This window comes from Umezawaea sp., from assembly GCF_057122925.1.
Window position 1 is genome coordinate 48,667 of sequence record NZ_DBNGPQ010000123.1, and the last position, 11,456, is coordinate 60,122.

At 75.2% G+C, this 11,456-nt stretch carries 10 protein-coding genes; 4 read left to right on the plus strand and 6 right to left on the minus strand.

The window, feature by feature from the left end; translation table 11 throughout:
- Window positions 1–46: 46 nt before the first annotated feature.
- Window positions 47–1,996 (minus strand): FAD-dependent oxidoreductase, encoded by a 1,950-nt coding sequence (locus AC156L_RS27810; RefSeq protein ID WP_330878530.1) that lies wholly within the window; start codon window positions 1,994–1,996, stop codon window positions 47–49.
- Window positions 1,997–2,105: 109 nt separating this feature from the next.
- Here AC156L_RS27810 and AC156L_RS27815 point away from each other — a divergent pair, with 109 nt between their 5' ends.
- Window positions 2,106–5,276, plus strand: a complete 3,171-nt coding sequence (locus AC156L_RS27815; RefSeq protein WP_330878531.1) for an ATP-binding protein — start codon at window positions 2,106–2,108, stop codon at window positions 5,274–5,276.
- On the opposite strand, the gene AC156L_RS27820 is transcribed toward AC156L_RS27815, so the two are convergent.
- The 4 genes from AC156L_RS27820 to AC156L_RS27835 all read right to left on the minus strand — a co-directional run bounded on the left by AC156L_RS27820 (window position 5,254) and on the right by AC156L_RS27835 (window position 7,579).
- Entirely contained in the window at window positions 5,254–6,042 is a 789-nt protein-coding gene (locus AC156L_RS27820; RefSeq protein ID WP_330878532.1) for an ABC transporter permease, read from the minus strand. The two genes, AC156L_RS27815 and AC156L_RS27820, sit on opposite strands and share 23 nt — an antisense overlap.
- Complete coding sequence (locus tag AC156L_RS27825) at window positions 6,039–6,998, minus strand: ATP-binding cassette domain-containing protein (RefSeq protein ID WP_330878533.1); 960 nt, start codon at window positions 6,996–6,998, stop codon at window positions 6,039–6,041. The genes AC156L_RS27820 and AC156L_RS27825 overlap by 4 nt, the downstream gene beginning before the upstream one ends.
- Before the next feature lie 165 nt (window positions 6,999–7,163).
- Entirely contained in the window at window positions 7,164–7,334 is a 171-nt protein-coding gene (locus tag AC156L_RS27830) for a PspC domain-containing protein (RefSeq protein WP_330878534.1), read from the minus strand.
- Window positions 7,335–7,405: 71 nt separating this feature from the next.
- Window positions 7,406–7,579: a CsbD family protein gene (locus tag AC156L_RS27835; RefSeq protein WP_484407389.1), complete on the minus strand. Its 174-nt coding sequence runs from the start codon at window positions 7,577–7,579 to the stop codon at window positions 7,406–7,408.
- Between the two features lie 227 nt (window positions 7,580–7,806).
- Between AC156L_RS27835 and AC156L_RS27840 the strand changes: the two genes are divergently transcribed.
- Window positions 7,807–8,406, plus strand: a complete 600-nt coding sequence (locus tag AC156L_RS27840; protein ID WP_330878536.1) for a chemotaxis protein CheB — start codon at window positions 7,807–7,809, stop codon at window positions 8,404–8,406.
- Window positions 8,407–8,467: 61 nt separating this feature from the next.
- On the opposite strand, the gene bla is transcribed toward AC156L_RS27840, so the two are convergent.
- On the minus strand, window positions 8,468–9,373 hold the full coding sequence (bla, locus tag AC156L_RS27845) for a class A beta-lactamase (RefSeq protein WP_330878537.1): 906 nt from the start codon (window positions 9,371–9,373) through the stop codon (window positions 8,468–8,470).
- Window positions 9,374–9,484: 111 nt separating this feature from the next.
- Here bla and AC156L_RS27850 point away from each other — a divergent pair, with 111 nt between their 5' ends.
- Entirely contained in the window at window positions 9,485–10,366 is an 882-nt protein-coding gene (locus tag AC156L_RS27850) for a LysR family transcriptional regulator (RefSeq protein ID WP_484407390.1), read from the plus strand.
- The gene (locus AC156L_RS27855) at window positions 10,363–11,262 is read left to right on the plus strand and encodes a serine hydrolase (protein ID WP_330878539.1); all 900 of its coding nucleotides are present in this window, start codon (window positions 10,363–10,365) and stop codon (window positions 11,260–11,262) included. The genes AC156L_RS27850 and AC156L_RS27855 overlap by 4 nt, the downstream gene beginning before the upstream one ends.
- The last annotated feature ends 194 nt before the right edge of the window (window positions 11,263–11,456 follow it).

Consider the following 11,456-nt stretch of genomic DNA (forward strand, 5'->3'; position numbering starts at 1 on the left):
GCGGGGCGTGCCGCTGTCCTCGGCACGGGTACCGCCACGCCGCGGCTCACGCCGGGCGGGAGGCCGTCGAGCCGGCACCGGTGACGGTGGCCGTCCCCCGCTGGGCGCCGGGCAGCGGCGCGGAGCCCAGCGCGGTCTCCAGCCGCTCCCACCGCGTGACCACGTCGGTCATCATCAGCATCAGGACGTCGGGGAAGGCGTGCAGGAAGCTCCGGTACCGGTAGTGGTCCAGGTAGTACACCACCACGTCGTCCGTGAGCGCCGTGACCGACGTCGTGCGGGCGTTGAAGAACAGGTCGTGGTGGCCGAGCAGGGCGCCGCGGCCCAGCACCGCGCGGTCGTAGACGCCGCCGAAGTCGACCTCGACCCGCCCGCTCGTGACGAGGAAGACCCCGTTGGCCTCGTCGTCCTCCCGGCAGAGGGAATCGCCCGCGCCGTAGGGGATCTCGTCGAACATCGAGGCCAGCGTGTCGAGTTCCGCGTCGACCAGCGGGGCCAGCAGCCGCACCCCGTGCGGGTCGACGGCCTCCCGCAGGCACGCCACCCGCTCGGCCAGCTCGCGCTCGGAGAGGTGCGTCATCCGCATCCGCGCGAAGCGCAGCGTCCGGTCGGTGTCGCGCGTCCGGCGGCGGGACGTGCCGGTGCCCGGCGGGACGTGGAGGGTCTCGTCCCCGCTGATCCGCGCGGCCTCGCGCCTGCCGGACTCGTAGGCGCTGTGCACGCAGCCCCAGTGGTGGGGGTTGGTGGCCTCACCGGCGAAGAACAGCCGGTCGCCGACCGGTTCGGCGAGCGTGCCGAGGTCCTTGGCCGAGGAGCCGACACCGATGCACGTGTACGAGCCGAGGGAGTGGGGGTCGGTGGACCACGCGGTGCGAGAGACGTGCTCGGGCGCGGGCGCGTCGGCGCCGAAGACGTCCCGCACGACCGTCGTGGCGTAGGTGGAGACGTCCTCCTCGGACCACGTCTCCACCTCGCGGCCGAGGGAGCCGCCCAGCAGCATCACCAGGATCGGCTTGCCGTGGGACTTCCACATGCTGATGACCACGGTCGGGTAGCGGTCGGTGTCGCGGCACAGGTAGCCGAAGACGTACTGGTCCCTCGGCCAGAACGGTTCCCGGTAGTGCAGGGCGATCTTGTTGAGGGTGCCGAAGCCCAGCCGGGCGATGGCCGAGCGCTTGGCCTCGGGCAGCGGCGGCTCGAAGCGCACCGACCCGGCCTTGAGCACCCCGAGGGGCACGGTCACCAGCACCTTGTCCGCCTCGAAGACACCGCGGTCGGTCGTGACCCGCACGGGCCGGGCCCCGGTGTCGATCCGCGTGACCACGTGCCGCGGCCGGACGTCCAGCCCCTCGGCGACGGCGTCCACCACCGACCGGTAGCCGTGGCACAGGGTGCTGTCGCCGTAGCCGTAGACCAGGTAGCCGTCCTCCCAGTACTTCAGCGACAGCTTGTCGGCGTCCTCGCCGACGTCCTCGCGCAGGATCACGTTGAGGTGGTAGCGGACCGCCTGCGCGTCCTCCTCCGACAGCCCGCGCTCGGCGAGGACCTGGCGGACGGCCTCGCCGAGCGGGATGTCCGGGTGCTCGCCCCGGCGCGCGGTGTCGGCGCGGCGCTCCAGCTCGTGCAGCACGTCGTCGGCCAGTTCCAGGGTGCGGCGCTTGTGCCGGTGGCCCGCCGCGCGGCCGTCGGCGCCGAACAGGTCCAGGCTGTCGAACCCTCCCGTGTAGGCGCTGTCGCCGCCCACGTAGCTGTGCGGGATGCCGAGGTCCTCGACCAGTTCGGTGATCGGGTTGCCGTCCGTGCCGTGGATCCAGTGCGCGCCGAGGTCGACCCCGTGCTCGTCGGTCCAGATCCGACCGCCGAGGCGGTCGCGCGCCTCCAGGACGGTCACGGGGTGACCGAGTTCCCGCAGCGCTCGCGCGGCGGCCAGACCGGACATCCCGGCTCCCACGACCAGAACGCTGGGTGGACCGTCCTCTGTGGCTTCTCGCGGCATGGTCCGATTGTCGGTCGTCGTGCTCGGTCCGGGACAGTCCCGGATCGTGTGCTCGCGCTGGGCCGTCCGGGTTGTCCCCGTGCCCGGCCCTGCTGACTACCCTGGTCCGGTGACCACTGAGCTGGCCCTGCTGTCACGGGTGGCCTACCGCGGCGAGGAGATCACGAGGCCGCGGCTGCGCGGACTGCTCGCGCTCCTCGCGGGCGACCTGCGCTCGGGCTGCGGGACGGCCCGGCTCGTGGAGGGGCTCTGGCCGGACGAGCGGCCGGAGAACCCGCCCAAGGCCCTCCAGGTCCTCGTCTCCCACGCCCGCGCGCGGCTGGGGTCCGAGGTCATCGTCACCACCCCCGTCGGCTACCGGCTCGCGCTGGGCGAGGACCAGGTCGACGCCTCCGCCATCCTGCTCAGGGCCGCCGCGAGCGCCCGGCACGCCCGGACCGGCGACCACTCCTCGGCCCTCGACCACGCCGAGGCCGGGCTCGCGCTGTGGGACGGGCCCGCGGCCTGGGACGCCGACCGCCACGACCCGCTGTCCGACCTGCGCGCGGAGCGGGCGTCGACCTTCCGGTCGCTGGTGCGGTCCCGCGCGCTCGCGCTGGCCAGGCTGGGTCGCCGCGCCGAGGCGGCCCACCCCCTCACCGACCTCGCCCGCGAACGCCCGCGCGACGAGGAGGTGCTGGCCGAGCTGCTGCGCTGCGAGGCGGAGACGCTCGGGCCGTCCACGGCGCTGGCCAGGTACGAGACGTACCGGCGGGCGCTGCGCGAGGAGCTGGGCAGCGACCCCGGTCCCGAGCTGCGGGCCGTGCACGAGCGGCTCCTGCGCGGTGACGCCCCCGCGGTCCGGCACCGCGTGCCGCACGACCCCAACCCGCTGCTCGGCCGCGAGGCCGACATCGCCGCCGTGACCGGCCTGCTGCGCACGTCCCGCGTCACGTCGATCGTCGGAGCGGGCGGGCTGGGCAAGACCCGCCTCGCGCACGCCGTCAGCCGTCGGGCGGAGCAGCGGGTCGTGCACTTCGTCGCGCTCGCGGGCGTCACGGCCGAGAGCGACGTCGTCGCGGAGGTCGCGGCCGTCCTCGGCGGCGGCGAGTCGGGGCTCGGCCAGCTCGGTCGGCCCACCGCCGGGCGGGACGTCGCCGCCGTCGTGACCGCGCTCGGCGGCGGCCCGGTGCTGCTGGTGCTGGACAACTGCGAGCACGTCGTGCGCGGGGCCGCCGAACTCGTGCGGGCGCTGGTGGCCGCGACCGAGGACGTCCGCGTGCTCACCACCGGCCGCGCCCCGCTCGGCCTGTCGTCGGAGTCGGTGTACCCGCTGCCCGCGCTGAGCCCGTCCACGGCGGTCGAGCTGTTCCGGCAGCGCGCGAGGGCGGTGCGGCCCGGAGTCGACCTGCCGGACGCGGTGGTGCGGGAGCTGTGCGGGCACCTGGACGGGCTGCCGCTCGCCGTGGAGCTGGCGGCGGCCCGCGTGCGGGTCATGTCGGTCACCGAGGTCGCGCGCCGCTTGGACGACCGGCTCGGCCTGCTGCGCGGCGGGGCGCGGGACTCCCCGGAGCGGCACCGCACGCTGCACGCCGTCATCGACTGGAGCTGGGCGCTGCTCGACCCCGCCGCGCGGGCCGCGATGCGCGCGCTGTCGGTGTTCCCCGGCGGTTTCGGCGCGGACGCCGCGCGCTCCGTGCTCGGCGGGGACGCCGTGCCGGTGCTGGAGCGGCTCGTCGACCAGTCGCTGCTCGCGGTGTCGGACGACGGGACGGACGCGCGCTTCCGGATGTTGGAGACGGTGCGCGAGTTCAGCGCCGCCCGCCTCCACGAGGCCGGTGGGGCGGACGCGGCGACCGACCGCTTCCTCGGCTGGGCCCGCGACTTCGGCCTCGCCCACCACGAGTCGCTGCTCGGGGCCGACCTCTCCCGCGGCCTCCGGCTGATCCGGCCCGAGCAGGACAACCTCGTGCGGGCGCTGCGCCTCGGCGTCGACCGGGAGGACGGCCCCACCGTCGCGGCGACGGCCGCCGTGCTGGGCAGCCTGTGGACGATCGAGTCCAACCTGACCCGCATGGCGACGCTGACCGGCGACCCGCTGCGGGTGCTCTCGCACTTCCGCCCCGACCCGGAGTTCGTGGAGGTGACCAGGACGGCCGCGGTGCTGAGCGCGCTGACCGCCTACCTCCTCGCCCGCGGCCCGAGCCCGCTGCGCGCCCTGTTCGTCCTCCGCCGCCTGCCACCGGTCGCTCCGACCACGCCCGTCCGCGCGGTGGAGGCCGTGCTGCGCGCGACGGTCGACGGCGGCGCCACCGCGGAGTCGCTCGGCGAGCACGGGAACCGCCTGGTGGCCGGGATGGCCGACAGCACCGCCAGCTACGCGCGGGAGCAGGCCAACCACCTCGACGCGGCGCTGGTCTCGGCGAGGCGGATGCTCGCGGCGTTCGAGCACGCGGACACGCCCTGGCTGCGGGCCGTCGCCCACTCCCGGATCGGCGAGCTGTGCCTGAGGCTCGACCGCGGCGACGAGGCCAGGCAGCACTTCACGGCCATGCTGCCCGTGCTGGAGCACCTGGGCACGAGCACCAGCGCGGCCCGCGTGCGGTGGGCGCTGGTGCTCGCCAACCTCCAGTGCGGCTCCTTCGACGAGGCGGAGCGCTGGCTGGAGCAGGCGGTGCTCGACGGCGAGGACGACACCCTCGACGTGCTGATGTTCGACCGCGGCGCCCGCGCCGAGATCGCACTGGCACGGGGCGACGCCGAGGCCGGGCTGGACCTGTGGCGCCGCGCGGTCGACCGGCTCAGGACCACGGGTCTGCTGGACGTGCCCGCCGACGAGGAGCCGTGGCCGCTGGAGGTCCAGTCCGCCGCCGTGGTCGCCCACGCCTACGGCGGCGCGGCCGATCGGGTGGCGGACGTCGTCGACCGGCTGCCGCACGCGCTGGTGGCGCTGCTCGACCGGCGGGCCGGGGTGTCGGCGATGCCCTTCGCGGAGTTCCCGGCCCACGGCGCGGTGCTGCTGGCGCTGGCCGTCGTGCGGCTCGACCTCGCCGAGCGCTCGGGCGACGAGCGGGCCGCGGCGGCGGGAGCGCGGATGGTCGCGCTGGCCGAGCGCCTCCGCTTCCCGTGCGGGTTCCAGCCCACCATGTCCCCCGCCCGCGCGCGGCGGGCCGCGCGGCGGGCCGACCGGCGGGCGTACGAGGACGCGGTGTCCACCTACGCCCGCCTCGACGACAGCGACCTGGCGGAGGCCGTCCTCGCGGTCCTGGGAACCCCGGCTACCGCGTCGGATCACGCCTGAACAGGGCCGTCGCCCAGAGGAACCCGGCCACCGCGAGACCGGTGCACCACGCGACCGCGGCGACCGCGCTGCCACCGACCGGCGTGCCCAGCAGCAGCCCCCGCATCGTGTCGATGACGGGGGTGAACGGCTCGTTCTCCGCGAACCAGCGCAGCACCCCCGACATCGAGTCCGGCGGCACGAACGCGCTGCTGGTGAACGGCAGCACCTGGACGAGGAGGGTGAAGAGGCTGACGCCCTCCGCGTTGCGGGCCGCGAGGCCGATCGCGACCGCCAGCCAGGTGAGCGCGAGGACCAGCAGCGCGAGCACGCCGATGGCCGCGAACCACCCCGCGGGCCCCGCGGCGGGCCGGAACCCCAGCAGCAGCGAGACCGCGATGACGAGGCCCGTGCTCACCATCGTCCGGACGGCGGCGGCGACCACGTGGCCCACCAGGACCGCCGGGCGGAAGATCGCCATGGTGCGGAACCTGGCGATGACGCCCTCGGTCATGTCCTTGTTGACCGCGAGCGCCGTCGTCGTGGCCCCGTACCCCACGGACATGGTGATGATCCCCGGCACGAGGTAGTCGACGTAGTCGCCGCCGCGCGCGGCGCCGCCGAGGCCCGCGCCGAGCGCGCTGCCGAACACCCCGACGAAGAGCAGCAGCAGGATGACGGGCAGCCCGAGGGACATGACCAGCACGTCGGGGAAGCGCAGGACGTGCCGCAGGTTGCGGCGCAGCATCGTCGCCGAGTCGGTCACGGCGTGGGAGGTCGTGGTCATCGGGCGCCCTCCTGCTCGGGGGTGGACCGGGTGGTGAGGGCGAGGAACACGTCGTCGAGGTCCGGTGTGTGGATGGACAGCTCGGCGACGTCGATCCCGGCGCGGTCCAGCCGGTCGAGCAGGTCGCGCAGCGAGCCCGCACCGCCGTCGCCCACGACCTGGAGGACCGGTTCGCCCTCGTCGCGGACCACCCCGCCGAGCAGCGCGGACGCCGCTGCGAGACCGGCGGTGTCCGGGAACCGCAGGCGGACGTGCCCGCCGGGCACCCGGCGCTTCAGCTCGGCCGGGGTGCCCTCGGCGACCACCCTGCCGCGGTCGAGGACGGCGATCCGGTCGGCCAGCTCGTCGGCCTCCTCCAGGTACTGCGTCGTCAGGAGGACGGTGGCGCCGTCGGCGACGAGTTCGCGGACGGCCTGCCACGTCGTGCGGCGGCTGCGCGGGTCGAGACCGGTGGTCGGCTCGTCGAGGAAGATGACCCTCGGGTCGCCGACCAGCGTCATCGCGAGGTCGAGCCGCCTGCGCATGCCGCCGGAGTAGGTCGCGACCCGCTTCCGCGCGGCCTCGACGAGGTCGAACCGGGCGAGCAGCTCGGCGGTGCGCCGCCTGCCCTCCACCCGGCCGAGGTGGCGGAGGTCCGCCATCAGGACCAGGTTCTCCTCGCCGGTGAGCAGGTCGTCCACCGCCGAGAACTGGCCGGTGACGCCGATCGCGGAGCGGACGCCGTCGGGGTTCGCGGCCAGGTCGTGGCCCGCGACGCTCACCTCGCCGCCGTCGGCGCCGATCAGCGTGGACAGGATCCGGATCGCGGTGGTCTTGCCCGCGCCGTTGGGACCGAGCAGTGCGAAGACGGTTCCCGCCTCGACCTCCAGGTCGATGCCGTCGAGCACCACGTGGTCGCCGAAGGCCTTGCGCAGCCCGGTCACCCCGACCGCGGGCTGGGATGCGGTGGTGGTCACGGTTCCCCTCTCGTCCCGGTGGCCTGGTGGCCACGTCTGGGCAGAGGGTGCGCGCGTCGGGGTTCAGCGGGGTTCCACCGCGGTTCAGCGAGGTTCGGCGGACACGGGACCGGCCCCGGACGAGGTCCGGGGCCGGTGGTGCCGCGGGGGTGGTCCCCCGGTCGTTCAGCGCGAGGGCAGGACGGCCCACAGCGCGAGGTAGACGACGAACTGCGGTCCGGGCAGCAGGCAGGACAGCACGAACAGCAGCCGGACCGTGCCCGCCCCCATGCCCCACCGCTCGGCGAGCCCCGCGCACACGCCCGCGATCTTGCGGTTGTTCCTCGGCCTGCTCAACGCTCGTGGTGCCGTGCTGTCCACTGGTAGCCCTCCGGACGTTCGAGGTGGTGTCGGCCTGGGTCGGGACGTCAGCTCTTGAAGACGTCCTTGACCTTCTCGGCCGCCTGCTTCAGGTTGCCCTTGGCCTGGTCGCCCTTGCCCTCGGCCTCGAGCTGCTCGTCGTCGGTCGCGCGACCGACGCCCTCCTTGGCGTGGCCCTTGAGCTCCTCGGCCTTGGCGTCGATCTTGTCGTCGAATCCCATCAGCTGTTCCGTCCTTTTGTGCGGCAACGGTTCTCCCGGGGAATTCCCCATCCGGCGAGCGGGTAAACCCGCACCGGTCCACCGCGGCCCCGTGGTCGCTCGGGACCGTGCGCGACGGCGTCGCTTGTGGACCCAGCGCGGTGGGTCCGACCCGGCCGCGGTCTGCGGGATGATGGCCCCATGACGCACAGCAGGACGATCCGGTGCGCACCGGGGAGCGGACCGCGATGAGCGTCCGGTCCGACCCCTACGCGCTCACCTTCCCCGTCGTGGCGCTGGTCGCCTCGGCCGGTGGCCTGGCCGCGCTGTCCGCGGCGCTGGGGCCGCTGCCCGCCGACCTCCCCGCCGCGCTCCTCGTGGTCCAGCACCAGAGCCCCGAACACCCGAGCTACCTGGCGCGGATCCTCGACGAGCGCACCGCGCTGGAGGTCCGTGCGGCCCACGACCGCGACGAACTGCGACGGGGGACGGTGCTGGTGGCACCACCGGCCCGGCACCTGCTGGTCACCTCCGAGGCCCGCCTCGGCCTGATCGACTCCGGCGCGCTGCCCCCGGCCCGCCCGTCGGCGGACCTCCTCCTGGCCACGCTGGCGGTCACCTGCGGCCCTCGCGCGCTCGCCGTCGTGCTCACCGGGCGGGGCACCGACGCCCAGGCGGGCATCCGCGCCATCTCCCACTGCGGCGGCACCGTGTTCGCGCAGGACGAGGCCAGCTCGGCGCACTTCGGCATGCCCGCCGCCGCCATCGACACGAGCCTCGTGCACCGGGTGCTGCCGCTGGCGGACATCGCCGAGGCCGTCGTGGCGCACGTCCTCACCCACCGGTGAGCCGACCTCGCGCCGACGACCCGCGCCGGTGGGCCGGTGGGCCCGACCGGCGCGGGCGCCGCTACGCCAGGCCCAGCGCGTCCACGACGACCTCGGTGGCACGGGCCAGGAGCACGTCGTCGCGCGTGGCGTCGACGGTGTCCCGGTCGGTCAGCACGGCCAGCACGACCGGGGCCCGGCCGGGCGGCCAGACGACGGCGATGTCGTTGCGCGTGCCGTAGGCGGCGCTGCCGGTCTTGTCGCCGACGACCCACCCGTCGGGCACCCCCGCCCGGATCGTCTTGTCACCGGTGGTGTTGCGGCGCAGCAGGTCCACCAGCACCTCGCGCTTCTCGGCGGGCAGCACGTCGTCCACGGCCACGGCGCGCAGGCTCGTGGCGAGCGCGCGGGGCGTGCTGGTGTCCCGGACGTCGCCGGGGGCCGTGTCGTTCAGCTCGGTCTCCAGCCGGTCGACGTGCGTGGTGGTGTCGCCGATCGCCCGCAGGGCCTCGCCCAGCGCCGCCGGACCGCCCAGTTCGCGGAACAGCAGGTTCGCGGCGGTGTTGTCGCTGTACCGGATCGCCGCGTCGGCGACCTCGCGCAGCGTCATGCCGGTGTCCACGTGCTTCTCGGTGACCGGCGAGTTGGCCACCAGGTCGGCCGCGGTGTAGGTGACCACCTCCTCCAGTTCGGGCAGCGTGTTGGCCCGGAGCACGGCCGCCGTGGACAGGGCCTTGTGCGTGGACGCGTAGGCGAAGCGCTCGCCGTCGCGGTGCGCCACCTCGCGACCGGTGCCGGTGTCGATCGCGTAGACGCCCAGCCGCGCGTCGAACGCCTTCTCCAGCTCCGCGAAGTCGGCGGCCGAGCGGTCGGTGGTGGTCGTGGTGGCCGACGACGTCGCGGGTGCCGCGCCCTCGGCCGTGGAGCAGGCGGTCAGCGCGGTCGCGGCGAGCGCCGCCGCGAGCACGCGGCGTGCCAGGTCGTTCATCACCGGAGTTCCCCCTCGTGGTGGTTCGGACTGTCGGGAGCAGTCTCACCACCGCGGAGCCATGCCGTCGAAGACGAGGATGACCAGTTTGATGCGTTTCCGTCATAAGCTGTGGTCGTGGACCTGGTCGGAGCGTGCAGGGCGTTCGTCAGCGTGAGCGAGCGCGGCAGCTTCACGCTCGGCGCGGCGGCGGCGCGGATCCCGCAGTCGGTGGCGAGCCGCCGGATCGCCGCGCTGGAGGAGGCCCTCGGCGGGCGGCTGTTCGACCGGGCGCCCCGGCGCGCGAAGCTGACCCCGTTCGGGCTGGACGTGCTGCCCGCCGCGAAGCGCGTGGTGCAGGCGGCCGAGGCGCTGGAGCACGACGCGCGGCGCGCGGGACGGCGCCCGCTGCGGCTGGCGGTGCCCGACTCGTGCGGCACCAGGACGCTGGCCAGGCTGGACGCCGACGCGCGGGCCCGCGGCGTCGTGCTGGACCTGCGGCCCGCCGCACCGGCCGAGCGGGCCGAACTGGTCCGCAACCAGGAGGTGCGGGTGGCGCTGACGGCGGTGCCCGCCGAGGAGGGCACGTGGTCGGTGCCGCTGGGCGTGGCGAGCGCGCGGCCGGTGGAGGCGGCGACGGTGTACCTGGACACGCTGCGGCCCGGTCGGGGCGGGCGGGCGGCGCGGCGGGTGTGGCTGCAACCGGAGGACGACGTGCCGCACGTGCGGGACCGGATCGTGCGGGCGCGGGACGCCCTCGGCCTGCGGCCGTCGCAGGTCGCGGTGGCGGGCTCGCTGACGTCGGCCGTGGCCGAGGTGCTCGGGTCGACCGACCTGCTGCTGTGCCCGGCGGCCCAGGCCGACGAGCTGGACCTGCACTGGCGCCCGGTGGGCGGCCTCGTCCTGGCCCGCGGCTACGACGCCACCGCCGCCATCGGCGACGACGCCGACCGCATCCGCACCACCCTCGCGGGCCCGGTCGCGCGGTGCCTCGGCGCGGAGGGGGTGGCGTGAACGACGACAGCCTCGTCACCGCGCTGCGCGAGGAACTCGACGACGGCGGCCTGCGCGGCTCGTTCCTGGTGCGCGACCTGCACACCGGCGACGAGGTCGGCATCGACCCCGACGTGGAGTTCCCGCTGGCGTCACTGGTGAAGGTGCCGCTGGCCGTGGCGACGCTCGACCGCGTCCGCACCGGCGAGCTGGACGGCGCCGAGCAGGTCGCGGTGCGGCCGGGGAACCCCGACGTGGCGGGGCCGCCGGGGCTGAGCAGGTTCCGGCACCCGGCCTCGGTCGCCGTGGAGGACCTGGTCTACCTGAGCACGTCGATCAGCGACGGGGCCGCCGCCGACGCGCTGTTCGCCCTGACACCGCCCGCCGAGGTGGGCCGCCGGCTGCGCGCGCTGGGGCTGCGCGGGATCACGGTGCGGCACCCGATCAGCGACCTCACCGACACCCCGGCCGAGCGCTTCGACCCGGCCGAGGTGCACCTGGCCCACACGCTCGCCATCGGCGCGCGCACGGCGGGCCGCGGGCACCCGGTGCCGCAGCTCGACGTGAGCCGCGCCAGTTCGGGCACCGCGCGGGCGTTCGCCGACCTGCTCCAGGAGCTGTGGGCGCCGACGAGGGTCGACCCCGGCGTGGCGGCGCGGGTCCGGGACCTGTTGGCGCACAACGTCCTGCGGCAGCGGCTGGCACCGGACTTCACGTCCGACTCGTCGACGTGGTCGTCCAAGACCGGCACGCTGCTGAACCTGCGGCACGAGGCCGGGGTCGTCGAGCACGACGACGGGCGGGCGTTCGTCGTCGCGGCGCTGACCGAGTCGCGGGTGGCGGCCTCCGCCCAGCCGGAGGCCGAGGCGCTGATGGGTCGGGTGGCGCGGGCGCTGCGGGACCGGCTGCGGCCGTGACCGACCGCTGGGGCTGTGCGGGGTTCGGGTCGTGTGGTGGGGTTCGGGGTCGTCAACCACGTGATCACCGCGCGCGGGCGTCACCCGGCCTCGCAGCTCTCTGGTGACTCGTCCTGTCGTGTGGCCGGGCCTCGCCACGTCCTGGTTCTCCGGAAGCGGCGTTCGACGGCGTTGCGTGGTGGGGAGAGCGCGGG

What these genes read in the sequence shown, in the direction of transcription:
- AC156L_RS27810 (WP_330878530.1), bottom strand. Translation starts at nt 1,996, where the DNA reads ATGCCGCGAGAAGCCACAGAGGACGGTCCACCCAGCGTTCTGGTCGTG.
- AC156L_RS27820 (WP_330878532.1), bottom strand. Translation starts at nt 6,042, where the DNA reads ATGACCACGACCTCCCACGCCGTGACCGACTCGGCGACGATGCTGCGC.
- AC156L_RS27835 (WP_484407389.1), bottom strand. Translation starts at nt 7,579, where the DNA reads ATGGGATTCGACGACAAGATCGACGCCAAGGCCGAGGAGCTCAAGGGC.
- AC156L_RS27840 (WP_330878536.1), top strand. Translation starts at nt 7,807, where the DNA reads ATGAGCGTCCGGTCCGACCCCTACGCGCTCACCTTCCCCGTCGTGGCG.
- bla (WP_330878537.1), bottom strand. Translation starts at nt 9,373, where the DNA reads ATGAACGACCTGGCACGCCGCGTGCTCGCGGCGGCGCTCGCCGCGACC.